Annotated in this window: 13 protein-coding genes and 1 pseudogene; 5 read left to right on the top strand and 9 right to left on the bottom strand. The window is 72.6% G+C overall.

Features of this window, described 5'->3' with window-relative positions:
* Positions 1-4: 4 nt before the first annotated feature.
* Positions 5-262: pseudogene (locus tag AB0K37_RS25025) on the top strand (SgcJ/EcaC family oxidoreductase); the annotation flags it as partial.
* A gap of 41 nt (positions 263-303) precedes the next feature.
* Here AB0K37_RS25025 and AB0K37_RS25020 read toward each other — a convergent pair.
* A complete protein-coding gene (locus AB0K37_RS25020) occupies positions 304-1,224 on the bottom strand; it encodes a hypothetical protein (protein ID WP_363985023.1) in 921 nt (306 codons plus the stop codon).
* Positions 1,225-1,242: 18 nt separating this feature from the next.
* On the opposite strand from AB0K37_RS25020, the gene AB0K37_RS25015 reads away from it, so the two are divergent.
* Complete coding sequence (locus AB0K37_RS25015) at positions 1,243-1,491, top strand: hypothetical protein (protein ID WP_363985021.1); 249 nt, start codon at positions 1,243-1,245, stop codon at positions 1,489-1,491.
* Between the two features lie 234 nt (positions 1,492-1,725).
* Here AB0K37_RS25015 and AB0K37_RS25010 read toward each other — a convergent pair whose 3' ends face one another.
* The 7 genes from AB0K37_RS25010 to AB0K37_RS24980 form a co-directional block, all read right to left on the bottom strand.
* Positions 1,726-2,319 (bottom strand): hypothetical protein, encoded by a 594-nt coding sequence (locus AB0K37_RS25010; RefSeq protein ID WP_363985019.1) that lies wholly within the window; start codon positions 2,317-2,319, stop codon positions 1,726-1,728.
* A 4-nt stretch (positions 2,320-2,323) separates the two neighbouring features.
* Positions 2,324-4,102 carry a tetratricopeptide repeat protein gene (locus AB0K37_RS25005; protein WP_363985017.1) on the bottom strand — a complete coding sequence of 593 codons (1,779 nt, stop codon included), beginning with the start codon at positions 4,100-4,102 and terminating at the stop codon, positions 2,324-2,326.
* Positions 4,103-4,188: 86 nt separating this feature from the next.
* Positions 4,189-4,935 carry an arginase family protein gene (locus tag AB0K37_RS25000; protein ID WP_363985015.1) on the bottom strand — a complete coding sequence of 249 codons (747 nt, stop codon included), beginning with the start codon at positions 4,933-4,935 and terminating at the stop codon, positions 4,189-4,191.
* An 85-nt stretch (positions 4,936-5,020) separates the two neighbouring features.
* On the bottom strand, positions 5,021-5,773 hold the full coding sequence (locus tag AB0K37_RS24995; protein ID WP_185032610.1) for a succinate dehydrogenase/fumarate reductase iron-sulfur subunit: 753 nt from the start codon (positions 5,771-5,773) through the stop codon (positions 5,021-5,023).
* 2 nt (positions 5,774-5,775) lie between these two features.
* A complete protein-coding gene (locus AB0K37_RS24990) occupies positions 5,776-7,728 on the bottom strand; it encodes a fumarate reductase/succinate dehydrogenase flavoprotein subunit (protein ID WP_363985013.1) in 1,953 nt (650 codons plus the stop codon).
* A 3-nt stretch (positions 7,729-7,731) separates the two neighbouring features.
* The gene (locus AB0K37_RS24985; RefSeq protein WP_363985011.1) at positions 7,732-8,421 is read right to left on the bottom strand and encodes a succinate dehydrogenase cytochrome b subunit; all 690 of its coding nucleotides are present in this window, start codon (positions 8,419-8,421) and stop codon (positions 7,732-7,734) included.
* A gap of 201 nt (positions 8,422-8,622) precedes the next feature.
* Positions 8,623-9,855: a SpoIIE family protein phosphatase gene (locus tag AB0K37_RS24980; protein ID WP_363985009.1), complete on the bottom strand. Its 1,233-nt coding sequence runs from the start codon at positions 9,853-9,855 to the stop codon at positions 8,623-8,625.
* Positions 9,856-10,158: 303 nt separating this feature from the next.
* Here AB0K37_RS24980 and AB0K37_RS24975 point away from each other — a divergent pair, with 303 nt between their 5' ends.
* Both AB0K37_RS24975 and AB0K37_RS24970 read left to right on the top strand, forming a co-directional pair.
* Complete coding sequence (locus tag AB0K37_RS24975) at positions 10,159-11,913, top strand: ABC transporter ATP-binding protein (RefSeq protein ID WP_363985007.1); 1,755 nt, start codon at positions 10,159-10,161, stop codon at positions 11,911-11,913.
* Positions 11,910-13,634, top strand: coding sequence for an ABC transporter ATP-binding protein (locus AB0K37_RS24970; RefSeq protein WP_363985005.1), 1,725 nt, complete (start codon positions 11,910-11,912; stop codon positions 13,632-13,634). Before AB0K37_RS24975 ends, AB0K37_RS24970 begins: the two co-directional genes overlap by 4 nt.
* Positions 13,635-13,827: 193 nt before the next feature.
* Here AB0K37_RS24970 and AB0K37_RS24965 read toward each other — a convergent pair whose 3' ends face one another.
* The gene (locus AB0K37_RS24965; protein WP_363985003.1) at positions 13,828-15,912 is read right to left on the bottom strand and encodes a prolyl oligopeptidase family serine peptidase; all 2,085 of its coding nucleotides are present in this window, start codon (positions 15,910-15,912) and stop codon (positions 13,828-13,830) included.
* A gap of 172 nt (positions 15,913-16,084) precedes the next feature.
* Between AB0K37_RS24965 and AB0K37_RS24960 the strand changes: the two genes are divergently transcribed.
* On the top strand, positions 16,085-17,035 hold a 951-nt coding region (locus AB0K37_RS24960; RefSeq protein ID WP_363985001.1), incomplete at its 3' end, for a serine/threonine-protein kinase.

Below are 17,035 nucleotides of genomic sequence, written 5' to 3'. Positions count from 1 at the left end.
CGACAGCTTCCTCAAGGGCACCAGGCTGGCCTGCGAGATCATCGACGTCCGCCTCACGGGCCCCGGCACCGCCGTCGTCCTCACCCGCGGCGACACCTACAAGAAGGCTCCCGGCAGGCTCAAGAAGCTCCAGACCAACACCGTCGTCCGCGGAGCCGACGGCGAGTGGCGTCTGGCCGCCTTCCAGAACACCCTCCACAAGAGCCTCATGGAAGCCGTCTCCTTCAAGTTCCAGCCCGCCACCAGGCCCGCCGCGGCCTGACCGCGACGTCCCTCACGGCCTTTCCCGCGCCCGTCCTTGGCTCAGGCGTGGCGGATCTCGAATCTCAGGCCATCGCGCTCATCGAGGACGAAGGCCGGGTCGCGAGCGTGGCCCCAGTGCTCGGGCAGAAGGACATATCTCCCATTGGAGTACGTCAGAAGCCGCAAACCGGTGTACCGGTAGAGGTACTCGCCGTGCTCGATGCGAAGGCGTTTCATCTGGAGGCCTGTTCTCGGTGCCGACAAACCCAGGTCGGTTCTGCTGTAGAGAACCACGACCGGACGTTCGCCGAGCCGCTGTTCGATCGTCCGGGCGGAGTCGGCTCCATCGAGATGCGCGAACACCCCTACCGTCCAGAGGACCAGTACGGCGCCGAGCACGACCGCCACGGCGGCCTGGAAGCCTCCGAGTCTTCCGGGGGAGGGGTCCTGCGGGGTCGCGCCGCTCCAGGCCGCGGCGTACATCACCAGTGCGATCCCGCTCCCTATGAAGATCGGGACGAGCGGATAGCGGATGCTGTAGACGACGACGTCGTAAAAGCCGAGGACGCCCGCGACGGAAAGCGCCGTCCCGATTCCGCCGCACGCGATGGTGACGATGCGCAGAACAAGTCGGCGTCCCTCGGGCGGTCGCCGGGCGACCGCCAGTTTCAGCGCGCGGTGCGCCCATGCCACGCCCAGGACTATCAGGGCCGAGATGACCGAGGGGCGGATGGTGACGACGACGCTGCGGAGCACATAGTCGGTCACCGAGAGCCGAAGCATCGAGGGTTCGACTCCGAAATAAGGATAAAGCGCATAACTTCGGGCCCAACCGAAGTAGTACAGCACCGCGGCGAGGAGAGTGGTCTGGGTGAGGACGTTGCCGACGGCATGGAAGCCGGCCGTCCAGCCCGCACTCGGTCCGGGAGTGCGCTCGCCGGACTCCTCGGTGTTCTCGGCCGCGGACGGAGTCGGTGGCACCTGCGTCAGGGGGCCGGGGTGCCGCCCTCACCGGAATCGGTCGGTGGCGGAGACGCCGACAGCTGCGGCGGACTCGGATTGCCCTGCCCGTGCGACGCCGGAGCGGACCTCGGCCCGTTGCCGGAGCCGCCGGGATCGCTCGAACCGCCCGAGTCATCGCAGGACGCCGAATTGAATATGATCAATGTGGCCATGACAGCCGGCAAGACCGATCGCGTCGCCTTCATCGCCCGAGCCTTTCCTGAAGATCTGCCCTTGGCCAACTAACCTCCTTCCGGTGCGCCACGTCCACAGAATTGCCGGTCCGTGGCAGGAACCGGCCAGGCGGGAGAAATGATCTGACGACGACTCGGTATATCCACGGCCCCGGGTGCGGTGAAATCCCGGATGGGGAACTGGCGGATCAGTGTGGGGCCCGCCATATCTGAACATGGACGGCATTCCGGTATCGGCCTATAGGGACGAGTCTAGGGCGACCGCTTCCTGCGGCCTCGCTCCGCGTCAGCCCTGCTGGAGGGCCAGGTAGTCGGGAGGGACGAGGTGGGGCGGGTTGGCTGCCTGGGTGGCGTCGGGTTCGATGATGCGGAACATGTCGAAGAGGACGATCGGCACCTCACGGCCCAGCACCTTCTGGACGAGGCCCGTGGAATGCAGGTGGCGCGCGGCGTCGATGCAGAGGTCGTCGAAGTGGGCGCAGAGCCGTTCGTCCTGCTCGTCCTGCTCGTCCTCCGCGTCCCCGCCCGGCTCGTACCAGAGGCCGAGGCGCTTCACCTCCTCCAGGTAGAGGGCGGTGCCCTCGGGGTCGGCGGGGTGGTGGCCCGCCGGTCCCGCTTCCTCCAGCAGCATGTAGGCGTAGCTCCAGCGCACCTCCAGCGGGTCCTCGGAGGAGCGTTCGAGGTTCTGCCGGACGTTGCTCTCGGTGTTGTAGCCGATCGCCATGTACGGGTCGTAGGGGTAGTCCCAGAGTTCGTGGACGGTCGAGAACTCGCCGTGCGAGATCCGGAGCGAGATGACGTAGATGTCGGGGCGGAGCTCCTCGGGGAACGAGTGCAGGGAGTCTTCGGCGGCCCGGCGCAGGTGCTGTTGGAGGGTCATGCCCTCATGATCGCGGATCGAGGGAGCGGAGCCGGGCGACGACGCCGGCGGTCTGCGGGGTCCGGAGGTCCTCGAAGATGGCGAGGGCGCGCAGCCAGCAGTCGCGGGCGGCGTCGGGGCGGGACATCTGCATGTGGGCGCGGCCGAGGTTGTAGAGGGCCTCGCCCTGCCCCGGGCGGTCGCCGAACTCGCGGAAGACGTCCAGCGCCTTCTCGTAGTGGACGATGGCGGTGTGCAGGCGGCGCAGGCCGTGGTGGGCGTAGCCGAGCCCGTGCAGGGCCCAGCCGAGGGTCCGGCCGTCGGCCTCCAGCGCGATGCCGTGGGCCTGCTCGAAGTGGTCCAGGGACGAGCCGAAGTCGGCGAGCCCGGCGTAGGCGTAACCGAGGGCCGTCAGCGCTCGCCCTGTGTCGCGGCGGTCGCCCACCGCGGCGGCCAGCAGGACGGACCGGCGATGGTGGACGACCGCCTCGCGGTACCGCCGCAGGCGGCGGCAGGCGTAGCCGAGCCCGTGCAGGGCCCACGCTTCGCCCCGGACGTCCCCCAGCCGGGAGAACACCTCGCAGGCCGCGGTGAGCAGTTCGGCGGACTCCTCGAACCGCCACCGGTTCTGGCTGGCGTAGCCGAGGCCGCCGAGCACGTAGGCGGCGCCGCGGTCGTCGCCGAGGAGGCGCGCGGACGCCAGGCCGCCGCGGAGCGCCTCGCTCCAGTCGGTCCAGGCGCCGCGGAACAGGGTGAGCCGCCAGGCGATGTCGTGGTGGCCCTCGGCGGCGGCGGCGCGGGCGGCGGCGACCAGGTTGGCCCGCTCGGTCTCGCACCAGCGCCGGGCCTCGGCCGCGGAGGCGAAGCGCAGGGCGCGGCCCGGCTCGTCCGGCAGCGGCGGGGCGGCGGCGCGGTCGGGGGACAGCAGGCGGCGCGCGTTGCCGGCGGTGCCGAGGTACCAGCCGAGGAGGCGGCGGACGGCGGCCGAGCGCTCGTGCGGCGCGAGCCCGGGGCCGGGGTCGGGGCCGGGAGCGAGGACGGGCACCCCGTACCGGCCCTCGGCGCGCTCCACCAGGCCGAGGTCGCCGAGCAGGAGCCGCGCCTCGGCGTCGGGGACGTCGATGAGGGCGGCCGCGGCCGGGACGGAGATCTCCGCGCCGGGGTGCAGGGCGAGCAGCCGCAGGACCCGGTCGGTGTCCGCATGCGGCCAGGAGTCCGGCGGCCGCATCCAGGCCCGTTCCCGCAGCTCCTTGACCGCGACCAGGGCGGGACGGAAGGCGGCCGCGCGGCACGCGGGGTTCTGCCGCACGACCTCCTCGAAGAACCAGCCGGAGGTGATCAGTGCGAGGACGCCGGGGGAGGCGCGCAGCGCGTCCTTGAGGGGGGCGGCGGCCAGCAGCCGGAACGCCTTGTTGATCGCGGTGCCGGCGACGCCGTGGTCGTCGTGGTGGATCTCGCCGGCGTGCACGGCGACGCGGACCCTGATGCGGGCGTCCGGCGGCGCGGCGCCGTTGTGCCGTTCCAGCAGGGCGGCCAGCCGCGCCGGGAACGGGCCGGCCAGCAGCTCCTTCGGCACGTCCGGACGGATGAGGATCATCGCCCCGTCGCCCCGGTCCTCGCAGTAGCAGGAGGCCGCGGGCACGCCGGACTCGTCGAGGGCCCGCCGTAAGGCGCGGTATAAGCCCGCCCGGACGGCGAGCTGGCCCCCGTTCGTGCGGCGCCCGTAGCCCTCGACGTCCAGGCACAGGATGGTCCGGTGCACCGCCGGGCCGGCGCCGCCTGCACAGTGCATCAGCTCGTGCATATGCACCCCCTTATGCATGTGCGGCAGCATGCTACGGCAAGATCAGCCCCTGTCGAAGCGCTTGAGCGGCCCGGCCCGGCGCCGGATCAGGCGGTCAGCAGGTCCTTCAGCAGCCGTGCGCGGACGGCGTCGTCACCGCCCTCCGGCGGATGCCAGGGGCAGGCGACGTCCAGGGCGGCCACGCGGCCGGTGGCCATGATCCGCCGGACGGACGCGACGACAGCGTCGTAGGAGGGCCCGCCGCCGACCGGGAACTTCAGCCCGGGCAGGTCTGCGGCGTCGATGACGTCCACGTCGACGTGCAGCAGCAGGGGGCCCGGAGGCAGCACGACGTCGTCCACGGGGCAGCGTCTGACCTGCGAGGACGCGAGGAACTCCGCCTCGGCCGGGTCGAGGTCGCGGGCGTCCACGAGGACGGCGCGGTCCTCCGGCAGCGTGCGCAGGCCCAGCCGGTCGGGGAGGAGCGCGGTGTCGGCGCCGAGGATCTGCCGGAGCGGCATCCCGCCGAGGTAGCCGGACGTCGAGCTGTCCACCGTGTGGACGTCGCCGTGCGCGTCGAACCACACCACGGCGGCGTCCACCCCCGCCTTCTGCACGCCCGCGAGGACGGCCTCGGAGGTCAGGCAGTCGCCCGACACCACGCGCGGCATCGAGCCGCCGTCGATCTGGCGGGCGACCTCGGCGACGACCGGCTCGAACAGCGCCGCGATGCGCTGCCACACGTCGCCGTCGGGCAGTTCCGGCGTCACGGGGACGACGTCGAGACCGGAAAGGGGGAAGGACGCGTCGGGGAGCCGTTCGTCCTGGTGGTAGGGGAGAAGTGTGACGGTCATGCGGACACATTAGAACGGTCCCGCCCGGTACTCCGGGCGGGACCGAGAACAGCGGCGGCCGGGATCGCTCCCTGTGCCGCGCCCGCTACCGCTTCTTCCCGCCGGCGGTCGCCTTCAGGTAGTCGTGGTTCAGCCGGCCGATGACGTCCAGCGGGATGCCCTTCGGGCAGGCGACGGTGCACTCGCCGGTGTTGGTGCAGCCGCCGAAGCCCTCCTCGTCGTGGGTGTCCAGCATGGACACGACGCGGTCCCAGCGCTCGGGCTGGCCCTGCGGCATCAGGCCGAGGTGGGTGACCTTGGCGCCGAGGAACAGGGCGGCCGAGCCGTTCGGGCAGGCCGCGACGCAGGCGCCGCAGCCGATGCACTCGGCGGCCTCGAACGCGCGGTCGGCGTCGGGCTTCGGGACGGGCGTCGAGTGCGCCTCGGGGGCGGTGCCGGTCGGCGCGGTGATGTAGCCGCCCGCCTGGATCATCCGGTCGAACGCCGACCGGTCGACGACCAGGTCCTTGACCACCGGGAACGCCTTGGCCCGCCACGGCTCGACGTCGATGACCTCGCCGTCCTTGAACTTGCGCATGTGGAGCTGGCACGTGGTGGTGGCGCGCTCCGGGCCGTGCGGGGTGCCGTTGATGACCAGCGAGCACATGCCGCAGATGCCCTCGCGGCAGTCGTGGTCGAACGCGACCGGCTCCTCGCCGGAGGCGATGAGCTTCTCGTTGAGGACGTCCAGCATCTCCAGGAACGAGGCGTCGGGGGAGACGTCGTCGAGCTTGTACTCGACCATCCCGCCCTTGTCCTGCGGGCCGCTCTGGCGCCAGACGCGCAGTGTGAGCTTCATGATTACTTGTACGACCTCTGCGTGGGCTTGACGTACTCGAAGTTGAGGGCCTCCTTGTGGAGGACGGGCTGCGCGCCCTCCCCGGCCCATTCCCAGGCGGCGACGTAGCCGAAGTTCTCGTCGTCGCGCTTGGCCTCGCCGTCCTCGTCCTGGCTCTCGGCCCGGAAGTGGCCGCCGCAGGACTCGGCGCGGTGCAGCGCGTCGATGACCATCAGCTCGGCCAGCTCGAAGAAGTCGGCGACGCGGCCCGCCTTCTCCAGCTGCTGGTTCAGCTCCTCGCCCTTGCCGGTGACCTTGACGCGCGTCCAGAACTCCTCGCGCAGCGCGGGGATGAGGTCCAGCGCCTTGCGCAGCCCCTCCTCGGTGCGCTCCATGCCGCAGTACTCCCACATGATGTGGCCGAGCTCGCGGTGGAAGGAGTCGACGGAGCGGTCGCCGTCGATCGACAGCAGCCGCTCGATCCGCGTCCGCACCCGCTCCTCCGCCTCGCTGACCGCCGTCTCGGCGACCGGGGGGAGGTTGTTGCGGGCGATGTAGTCGCCGATGGTGTTCGGCAGGACGAAGTAGCCGTCGGCGAGGCCCTGCATCAGCGCGGAGGCGCCCAGCCGGTTCGCGCCGTGGTCGGAGAAGTTCGCCTCGCCGATGACGAACAGGCCCGGGATCGTGGACTCCAGGTCGTAGTCCACCCACAGGCCGCCCATCGTGTAGTGGACGGCCGGGTAGATGCGCATCGGCGTGTCGTAGGGGTTCTCGCCGGTGATGCGCTCGTACATCTCGAAGAGGTTGCCGTACTTGGCCTCGACCTTGTCCCGGCCGAGGCGCGCGATCGCGTCGGCGAAGTCGAGGTAGACGCCGAGCCCGCCGGGGCCGACGCCGCGCCCCTCGTCGCAGACGTTCTTGGCCGCGCGGGAGGCGATGTCGCGCGGGACGAGGTTGCCGAAGGACGGGTAGATGCGCTCCAGGTAGTAGTCGCGCTCGTCCTCGGGGATGTCGTACGGCCTGCGGGTGTCGCCGGCCTTCTTCGGCACCCACACGCGGCCGTCGTTGCGCAGCGACTCCGACATCAGCGTCAGCTTCGACTGGTGGTCGCCGCTGACCGGGATGCACGTCGGGTGGATCTGGGTGTAGCAGGGGTTGGCGAACAGGGCGCCGTGCCGGTGGGCGCGCCAGGACGCGGTGACGTTCGAGCCCATCGCGTTCGTGGACAGGAAGTACACGTTGCCGTAGCCGCCGGACGCCAGCACCACCGCGTCCGCCGTGTAGTGCTTGACCTCGCCGTTGATCAGGTTCCGGACGACGACGCCGCGCGCCCGCCCGTCCTCCATGATCAGGTCGAGCATCTCGTGCCGCGGGTACAGCTCCACGTTCCCGGCGTCCACCTGCCGCATCAGCGCCTGGTAGGCGCCGAGGAGCAGCTGCTGGCCCGTCTGCCCGCGCGCGTAGAACGTGCGGGAGACCTGCGTGCCGCCGAAGGAGCGGTTGTCGAGCAGGCCGCCGTACTCGCGGGCGAACGGGACGCCCTGCGCGACGCACTGGTCGATGATCTGCCGCGAGATGTCGGCGAGCCGGTACACGTTGGACTCGCGGGACCGGAAGTCGCCGCCCTTGACCGTCTCGTAGAACAGCCGGTACACGCTGTCGCCGTCGTTGCGGTAGTTCTTGGCGGCGTTGATCCCGCCCTGCGCGGCGATCGAGTGGGCGCGGCGCGGGGAGTCCTGGAAGCAGAACTGCTGGACGTGGTAGCCGGCCTCGCCGAGGGTGGCCCCGGCCGAGCCGCCGGCCAGCCCCGTGCCGATGATGATGATCTTCTTCTTGCGCTTGTTGGCCGGGTTGACCTGCTTGGCCTCGAACTTGCGGGTCGTCCAGCGCTCCTCGATGGCGCCCGCCGGGGCCTTGGCGTCGGCGATCGGCTCGCCGGTCGTGTAGAAGCCGGTTGTCATGTCGTCAGCTGCCATGGATCAGCTCACCCATCCGAACGTGATGGAGACGGGGACGGCGACGAAGCCGAGCGTGACGAGCGCGGCGGTGGTCGCGGCGAGGCCCCTGAGGGCGTTGTGGCTGCGGGGGGTGCGCAATCCCAGCGTCTGGAACGCGCTCCAGATGCCGTGGTTGAGGTGGAGGCCCACCAGCAGGACCGCGACGACGTACCAGACCGTGATGTACCAGCGGGACGGGTCGAAGTCGGCGACCACCCGGTCGTAGGGGGTGGCGTCGGCGCCCTTGGGGTTCAGGGCGAAGAACGTGAGGTCCAGCAGGTGCCAGATGACGTAGACGGCGATGATGATCCCGCCGTACCGCATCGTCCGGACGGCGTAGCCCTGCGCGTGCGACTTCTTCTTCGACTGGTACTTCACGGGACGCGCGTGCGCCGCGCGCTTGGCGAGCGACACCGCCGACCACATGTGCAGCACGACGGAGACGCCGAGCACCAGCTCGAGGGCCGTCAGCACCGTCCGCCGCGGCACCGCGGGCTCACCCATCGTGCGCAGCCACTCGGCGTAGTGGTTGAAATCCTCCGCACCGAGGAAGATCTTCAGGTTCCCGATCATGTGCAGGACCAGGAACAGCACGAGGACGCCGCCGGTGACGGCCATCACGGCCTTCTTGCCGACGGTGGATCGGTAGATCGCAGGTATCGCTATAGCCACGACCTGCACGTTATGTCCGGCTCGGCGATTCGTTCCAAGTCATGAGCGCACTGGTGGCGATAGCCACAGGCTATGAACACACGCCGCACGCGCCTTGTGGCCGTTCCGTGACACAGGTGCGGGTGAGGGACTTCACAGGCGGTGGGGGAACTCTGCCGGGGAGTGACCCAGAAGACATTGACGGAGGTCAGGGGCTTGTGGTCAGCGCCCTGGCCGGTCCGATCCGGCCTGGCGCGACAGCAGCAGGACGGCCAGGTCGTCGGTCAGGGCGTCGCCGTTGAGGCGCTCCACCTCGGTCACCAGGGCGTCGATCAGCGACCGTCCGGCCGCGCCCCCGGTGCGCGCGGTGCGGGCCAGGCCGACCAGGCCCTCGGTGCCGAGCCGGTCCGAGCCCTCGCCGACCCGCCCCTCGATCAGGCCGTCGGTGTAGAGCATCAGGCTCCACGACTCGCCGAGGTCGATCTCGGTGGTCGGCCACTCGGCGCCGGGCACCAGGCCGAGGGCCGGGCCGTGGGCGTAGTCGGGGAGGGCCGCGACCTCGCCGCCCGCCCCCGGCTCCCCGCGGAACAGCAGCGGCGCGGGGTGGCCGGCGAGGTGCATGCGCGCGGTCCGCCGGGACGGCGCGATCGTGACCATGCAGAGGGTGGTGAAGATCTCCTCGCTGCGCCGCTCGTGCCCGAGGACGGTGTCGAGGGTGCCGAGCAGCTGCTCGCCGGTGTGCCCGGCGAGGACGAGCGTCCGCCACGCCATGCGGAGCTGGACGCCGAGGGCCGCCTCGTCGGGTCCGTGCCCGCAGACGTCCCCGATCATCAGGTGGACGGCGCCGCCCTCGGTCTGCACGGTGTCGTAGAAGTCGCCGCCGAGCAGCGCCCGCCGCCGGCCGGGCCGGTAGCGGGTGTGGTGCCGCAGCGTCGGGTCCTCGATCAGCGGGACCGGCAGCAGGCCGCGCTCCAGCCGCGCGTTCTCGCGGCCGAGGATGCGGGCCTCCACGAGCCGCCGCTCGGTCTCCTCCGAGCGCTTGCGCTCTATGGCGTAGCGGATCGCGCGGGCCAGCAGCGGCCCGTCGACCTCCTGCTTGACCAGGTAGTCCTCGGCGCCGGCGGCGACCGCCTGGACGCCGAGGCGGCCGTCGTCCAGGCCGGTCAGCACGACGACGGCGGCGGGGCCGGACAGCGCGAGCACCCGCCGGAGCCCCTCCAGCCGGTCGATGCCGGGCGTGGACAGGTCGACGATGATGCACTGGACGCGCCGCGTCAGCATGCGCCTCGCGGCGTCCAGGTCGCAGGCGACCGTGATCCCCGCGTCCAGGCCGCTGTCGGCGAGCATCTTCTCCACCATGAGCACGTCGGTGGGGTCGTCGTCGATGAGGAGCAGTTCGATCCTGTCCTCGATACCTGGCGTGAGGGGATGCGTCTGGTGACTGATGGTGCTCACAGGGCTTCCGGAATGTCGGGCTGGCGACGGCACTGGCAAAGACCGCGTCGTCCCGCTCGTCCCCGCGGAAACGGGGAGCGGCACGGGCCGCGCCGGGGCGGCGGCGTGGGCCTAGCCGCCAAGGGTCCCGGCTCATGGAGCGGAGGAAGCATCGCTCCGTACGGTGACGACCTTAGCGTGTCCACGCGTCCGGGCGCACCCCCTGAGCCTGCCTTTGCCGGTGCTTCCGGACGGGCCGAAACTCGTTTGCGCTGCTGAAAAACCAGTCGTGCGCCGGGAGTTCCGCTGCATAACCTTCGTCGGGTGAAGCCGTTGCCGGTGAAAGATCCTGGCGGCCCCGACCACGTTGTGCGAGGGCGGACGACGTCCCCCGATCCCTGGAGCGCCTCCCGCGCCGACCGAGGATCCCCCGCGCGCTACCTGCTGTCGCTGCTGCGCGTCCAGTGGCGCAGCGTGACCGCGGGCGCCCTCTTCGGCGTGGCCTGGATGCTGAGCCAGGCCCTGATGCCCGCCGCGCTCGGCCGCGCCATCGGCGACGGCGTCGCGGCGCGGGACGAGGGCGCCCTGGTGACGTGGGCCGCGGTCCTGCTCGGCCTCGGCGCCGTGCAGGCCGTGACGGGCGTGCTCCGGCACCGGTGCGCCGTGTTCAACTGGCTCTCCGCCGCGTACCGGACCGTCCAGCTCGTCACCCGGCAGGCCACCCGCCTCGGCTCGACGCTGCCGAAGCGGCTGAGCGCCGGCGAGGTGGTGAGCGTCGGCCTCTCCGACGTCTCGCACATCGGCGACACCATCGACATCGTGGCGCGCGGGTCGGGCGCCGTGGTCGCGATCGTCGTCGTGGCCGGCATCCTGCTGTCCACGTCGCCGCCGCTCGGCCTGATCGTGCTGGTCGGCGTCCCCCTGATCCTGGTGGCGGCGGCCCCGCTGCTGCGCCCCTACCGCGAACGGGAGCAGGCGCACCGCGAGCTGGTCGGCGAGCTGACCACGCACGCCACCGACCTGGTCGCGGGGCTGCGGGTGCTGCGCGGGATCGGCGGGGAGGCGCTGTTCTCCGGCCGCTACCGCGCCGAGTCGCAGCGGGTGCGCGAGGCGGGGGTGGCGGTCGCGCGGGCCGAGACGCGGATGAACGGCGCCGAGGTGCTGCTGCCCGGCCTGCTGATCGCGCTGGTCACCTGGGCCGGCGCCCGGTTCGCCGTGCGGGGGGCGATCGGCGTCGGCGAGCTGGTCGCGTTCTACGGGTACGCGGTGTTCCTGATCGTCCCGCTGAAGACGCTCGGCGAGGCCGCCAGCAAGATCACCAAGGGGCTGGTGGCGGCGGGCCGGGTCACCGCGCTGCTGCGGCTGGACCCCGAGCTGCCCGCCGCCGGGACGGCCCGTCCGGCGGCGGACGCCGAGCTCGTCGACATCGCCTCGGGGCTGGTCGTGCGGCCGGGCCGGATCACCGCGATCGCCGCGGCCGACCCGCGCGACGCGCAGGCCGTCGCCGACCGCCTCGGCCGGTACACCGACGGCGAGGTCGACTTCGGCGGCGTCCCGCTGCGCGCGGTCGCGGACGTCCGCGAGCGGATCCTGGTCGCGGTCAACGAGGACCGGCTGTTCTCCGGCCCGCTGGCCGAGTCGCTCGCACCGGACGCCGGCGAGCCCGCGCTCCGGGCGGCGATCCGCGCCGCCTGCGCCGAGGACGTCGTCGACCCGGTCGGGCTCGACGCGCACGTGGCCGAGGCCGGACGGGAGTTCTCCGGAGGCCAGCAGCAGCGCCTCCGCCTGGCCAGGGCGCTCGCCGCCGACCCCGACGTGCTCGTCCTCGTGGAGCCGACCAGCGCGGTGGACGCGCACACCGAGGCGCGCATCGCCGGCAGGCTCGGCGAGGCGCGCGCGGGCCGCACCACCGTCGTCTGCACGACGAGCCCGCTGATGCTGGACCGCGCCGACCACGTCGCCTTCGTCCGCGACGGCCTGGTCGTCGCGGAGGGGACGCACCGGGAGCTGCTGGACACCGAGCCGCGCTACGCGGCGACCGTGACCCGGGGCGAGACCACGGAAAGGGCGGGCACATGAGCGCCCGGATACTGCCCGTCGCGACGCCCGCGCAGGTGCGGGCCTACGCGCGGCGGCTCGTCCTCCGGCACCCGCGCGACCTCGCCGGAGTGCTGGCCCTGCACGCGCTGGCGGCCCTCACCGGGCTCGTCACGCCGCGGCTGCTCGGCTCCCTGGTGGAGGGCGTCCGCGACGGCCGCGCCGACATCGACACCACCGGCCTGGCCATCGCCGGGTTCGTGGTCGCCCAGGGCGTGCTGATCCGGTACGCCTACCTGGCGTCGGCGAAGCTGGGTGAGCGGGTGCTGGCCGAGCTCCGCGAGGAGTTCGTCGACCGCGTCATGGCCCTGCCGCTGTCGACGGTCGAGCGCGCGGGCACCGGGGACCTGGTCACCCGCGCCTCCCGCGACGTGGACACGCTGAGCACCTCCGTCCGGTACGCGATGCCGGAGACCCTCGTCGCCGTCGTCGTGGGCGGGTTCACCGTCGCCGCGCTGATGGTCAACGGACCGCTCGTCGCGCTGCCCGCCCTGGTCGCGGTGCCGATGCTGGTGGCCGTGATGCGCTGGTACCTGCCCCGCGCCCACAAGGGCTACCTGCGCGAGAACGCGGCGTGGGCGGGCATCGCCGACGGGCTGACCGAGACCGTCCAGGGCGCCCGGACCGTGGAGGCCCTCGGGCTCGCCGAGCGGCGGCACGCGCGCGGCGACGCCGACATCGCGGCGTCCTACGAGGTCGAGCGGTACACGCTGCGGCTGCGCACGGTGCTGTTCCCGGTGATGGAGATGAGCTTCGTCCTGCCCGTGGTGTCGACCCTGCTCGTCGGCGGCCTGCTCTACATCAACGGCATGGCCACGCTCGCGCAGGTGACCGCCGCGACGCTGTACGCCCAGCAGCTCATCGAACCGGTCGACACGCTCATGCAGTGGCTGGACGAGCTCCAGCTCGGCGGCGCGTCCCTGGCCCGGCTGCTCGGCGTCGGCGAGGTCCCGCCCGACCGCGCGCCGAACGGGGACCGCCCCGCCGGCGAGCGGATCGCGGCGCGCGGCGTCCACTACTCCTACCGCCGCGGCCACGACGTCCTGCACGGCGTGGATCTCGACCTGAGGCCGGGCGAGCGCCTGGCGATGGTCGGGCCCAGCGGCGCGGGCAAGTCGACGCTCGGCCGCCTCCTCGCCGGCGTCGACGGGCCGCGCGCGGGCGCGGTCACCGTGGGCGCGGGCGGCGGCGTCCCGCTGGTCGAGCTGCCCCTGGACGACCTGCGCGGCCACGTCGCGCTGGTCACCCAGGAGCACCACGTGTTCCGCGGCACCCTCCGCGAGAACCTCGTGATGGCCCGCGAGGGCGCCTCCGACGACGACGTCCGCCAGGCCCTGGCCGCCGTCGACTGGGACGGCCCCGGCCTCGACACCGCCGTCGGCTCGGGCGGCGAGCCCCTGTCGCCCGCCCAGGCCCAGCAGCTCGCGCTGGCCCGGCTCGTCCTCGCCGACCCGCACACGCTCGTCCTGGACGAGGCGACGTCCCTGCTCGACCCGCGTGCGGCCCGCCGCCTGGAACGCTCGCTCGCCGCCGTCCTGGACGGCCGGACCGTCGTCGCCATCGCCCACCGCCTCCACACCGCCCACGACGCCGACCGCGTGGCCGTGGTGGAGAACGGCCGCATCACCGAACTCGGCACCCACGAAGAACTCCTGGCCGCCCAAGGTTCCTACGCGGCGCTTTGGAGCTCCTGGCGGCGTTGATGGCGTTCTTCTCCTCCTTCGGGCCTGACGGCCCTCCATCGTCGAAGAACGCGGCGATCGCTGGCATCGCTCCGGCTCGCCTTGCGGCTCACTACGCGATCAGGTTCTCGCTTCGCTCGAACCTGCCTTCGGACGCGATCGCGGCCATTGAGGTCGTCGCCGGCCGAGGTGGTGGCCGAGGTCGGCGCCGAGGTCATTGGCTCGCGAGCGCCTCTTTCAGGAAGTGGACTTGGATGTGGAGGAGGTTTTCGGCGACCACTTCCTGCGGGGTCATGTGGGTGACGCCCGACAGGGGGAGGACGGTGTGCGGGCGGCCGGCGGCCAGGAGGGCCGAGGACAGGCGCAGGGTGTGCGCGGCCACCACGTTGTCGTCCGCCAGACCGTGGATGATCATCAGTGGCCGCTTCAGGTCGGCGGCCCTGTCGAGGAGGGAGTTGTCGCTGTAGTTCTCCGGCTCCTCGTCGGGGTGGCCCAGGTACCGCTCGGTGTAGTGGGTGTCGTACAGGCGCCAGTCGGTGACCGGGGCGCCGGCGACGCCCGCGTGGAAGACGTCCGGGCGGTGCATGACGGCCAGGGCCGCGAGCCAGCCGCCGAAGGACCAGCCGCGGATGCCGACGCGGTCGAGGTCGAGGGCGGCGGGGTGCTTGCGGGCCGCCTCGATCAGCGCGCTGATCTGGTCGTCCAGCACGGGGCCGACGAAGTCGCCGCGCACGGCGCGCTCCCAGGCGGGGCCGCGTCCGGGAGTGCCGCGCCCGTCCGCGATCACGACGGCGAAGCCCTGGTCGGCGAGCCACTGCGCCTCGCAGTACGAGCGCTGGACGGCGAGGACGCGCTGCGCGTGCGGCCCGCCGTAGGGGTCCATCAGGACGGGCAGGCGGCCGTCCCCGCGCTCCCAGCCGGTGGGCAGCACGACGGCGGTGCGCAGCTCGCGGTCGCCGGCGCGCAGCAGCTCCACCCGCGGCGTGATCACCGGGGTCTCGGCGAACGACGCGACGGGGTGGACCGCGGTCGGCGTGCGCACCTCGGCCTGCGAGCCGAGGCGGTCCAGCCGCGCGCCCGAGACCACGGTGACGCCCCCGGACCTGGCGCCGCCGAAGACGCCCTGCCCCTCGCTGAGGCGGGTCACCTCACCGTTCTCGTAGGAGTAGAGGTGGACCTCGGTGGGCTCGTCCCAGGCGGTGAACAGGACCGACTCGCCGTCCACGCCGAGCACGGAGCGCAGCTGGAGGCCGCCGGGCGTGACGGGCTCGCCCGCGACCGTGAGGCGGCGGGTGTCGGTCGCGGCGTCCTCGGTGGCCCAGACGAGGTCGCCGCGGTGCGTGCGGACGGGCAGGCCGGGGATGACCTCCGTCCAGACCGGGTCGTGCTCGGTGTGGAGCAGCGCGGTCTCGCCGTTGGTCGGATCGACCCGCAGCACCCGCTGGGAGCGCTGGTCGCGTGGCTGCACGACGATCAGGAGGCCGTGCCGGTCCCAGACGGCGGTCACGAGATAGGGGAACATGCCGCGGTCCCACGCCACCGCCGTGCGCCCGCCGTCCACCTTCAGCAGCACCAGGGACACCAGGGCGTTCGGGGTGCCGGCCGCCGGGTAGGCGATCTCGGACGGCGGCCGGTCCGGGTTGGCCGGGTCGGCGATGTGCCAGCGCTGCACCGGCGTCTCGTCCACCCGCGCCACCAGCAGGGTCCCGCCGTCGGGCGACCACCAGTGGCCGCGCATCCGGCCCATCTCCTCCGCGGCGACGAACTCGGCGAGGCCGTAGGAGACCTGGTCGGACTCGGGCTCGACGAGCGCGCGGTCGTCCGCGCCGTCCAGCTCCACGACCCGCAGCGTGCGGCCGGACACGTAGGCGACGCGGCGGCCCGCGGGGTCGGGGCGCGGGTCGAAGACGGGCGGCCGGGCGGGCAGCTCCCGCACGAGGGCGGTGTCGAGGTCGACGGCGTACAGGCGCCCGCCCAGGGTGAACACGGCCTGCCCCATGGCGCGGTCGGTCGCGTACCCGACGATGCCGCCCGCCTGCTCGCGGGCGCGCTCGCGCCGGGCCCGCTCCTCGGCGGGCAGATCCTCCTCGCCCGGGACGTCCAGCGCGGCCGGGTCGGCGACGCACTCCTCCTCGCCGGTGGCGGTGTCCAGCGTCCACAGGCAGGTCACCGGATCGTCGCCCGCGCGGGTGCGCAGGAAGGCGACGCGCGAGCCGTCCGGCGCGATCTGGAAGGCGCGCGGGACGCCGAGGCTGAACCGTCGCGTGCGGGCGCTCTGCCGCGGATAGCTGATGCTCATGGCAGCCGAGTCTGCCAGGACGGTCCGGAACTGCGGCGCACGGTGGCCTCCTGCCCTCTATGATCACGGGTCGTCGCGTGGTGGACGGGAATGTCCCGTGCCCGTGTCCGCGCTCGCGTAAGCTCAAAGCTTCCCCAAGCACTTTCGTCGTCGCGGGCTGAGGAGTATGTCAATGCCTGAGCTGCAGCCGGGAGACCCCCGGCGGCTCGGTTCCTACGAGATCGTCGACCGGCTCGGCGAGGGCGGCCAGGGCGTCGTCTACGGCGGGGTCGACGCCTCCGGGAACCGTGCCGCGATCAAGCTCCTGCGCGCCGACCTGGCCGGCGACACGATGGCGCGCAACCGGTTCGTCCGGGAGGCGCAGGCGGCCAAGCAGGTCGCGCGGTTCTGCACCGCGCAGGTCCTGGAGGCCGACGTCGCCGGCGACCAGCCCTACATCGCCAGCGAGTACGTCCCGGGGCCGTCGCTGTACAAGCAGGTCACCGAGACCGGCCCGATCAGCGGCGCGCCGCTGGACCGGCTCGCGATCGGCACCGCGACCGCGCTCGTCGCGATCCACCAGGCCGGGATCGTGCACCGCGACTTCAAGCCGCACAACGTGATCATGGCCCCGGACGGCCCCCGGGTGATCGACTTCGGTATCGCGCGGGCCCTGGACACCGGGCAGACCAACGCGACCAAGGCGATCGGCACCCCGTCCTACATGGCGCCCGAGCAGGTGGCGGGCGCCACCCTCACCGAGGCCGTGGACGTGTGGGCCTGGGCCACCACGATGGTGTTCGCCGCGACCGGGCGCCCGCCGTTCGGCGACGACACCGTCGTCGCGGTGATCAACCGGGTGATGAACGAGCCGCCGTCGCTGGACGGCGTGCCCGCCGACCTGCACCGGCTGATCGCGGCCTGCCTGGTCAAGGAGCCGGAGCGGCGGCCGACCGCGCAGCAGATCATGATGGCGCTGATCGGCAGCGGCCCGGGCGGCGCCGGGCAGACCCGCATGGACGACCCGGCCCAGGCCACCACGATGCTGGCGGAGGGGTCGACGCTCGCCGCGGGCGGCCTCGCCGGCGCACCTCGGTCCCGTCCCGGGAGGTGTAGACGACCTGGCGCGTCTCGATCTCGGGGA

It is taken from the genome of Actinomadura sp. NPDC049753, from assembly GCF_040674655.1.
Taxonomy (GTDB): Bacteria; Actinomycetota; Actinomycetes; order Streptosporangiales; family Streptosporangiaceae; genus Spirillospora; species Spirillospora verrucosospora.
The sequence above is the reverse complement of the archived record's forward strand: the minus strand, read 5'-3'. Positions and strand labels throughout refer to the sequence as shown.

What these genes read in the sequence shown, in the direction of transcription:
- AB0K37_RS25010 (WP_363985019.1), bottom strand. Translation starts at nt 2,319, where the DNA reads ATGACCCTCCAACAGCACCTGCGCCGGGCCGCCGAAGACTCCCTGCAC.
- AB0K37_RS25005 (WP_363985017.1), bottom strand. Translation starts at nt 4,102, where the DNA reads ATGCACGAGCTGATGCACTGTGCAGGCGGCGCCGGCCCGGCGGTGCAC.
- AB0K37_RS25000 (WP_363985015.1), bottom strand. Translation starts at nt 4,935, where the DNA reads ATGACCGTCACACTTCTCCCCTACCACCAGGACGAACGGCTCCCCGAC.
- AB0K37_RS24995 (WP_185032610.1), bottom strand. Translation starts at nt 5,773, where the DNA reads ATGAAGCTCACACTGCGCGTCTGGCGCCAGAGCGGCCCGCAGGACAAG.
- AB0K37_RS24970 (WP_363985005.1), top strand. Translation starts at nt 11,910, where the DNA reads ATGAGCGCCCGGATACTGCCCGTCGCGACGCCCGCGCAGGTGCGGGCC.
- AB0K37_RS24990 (WP_363985013.1), bottom strand. Translation starts at nt 7,728, where the DNA reads ATGGCAGCTGACGACATGACAACCGGCTTCTACACGACCGGCGAGCCG.
- AB0K37_RS24965 (WP_363985003.1), bottom strand. Translation starts at nt 15,912, where the DNA reads ATGAGCATCAGCTATCCGCGGCAGAGCGCCCGCACGCGACGGTTCAGC.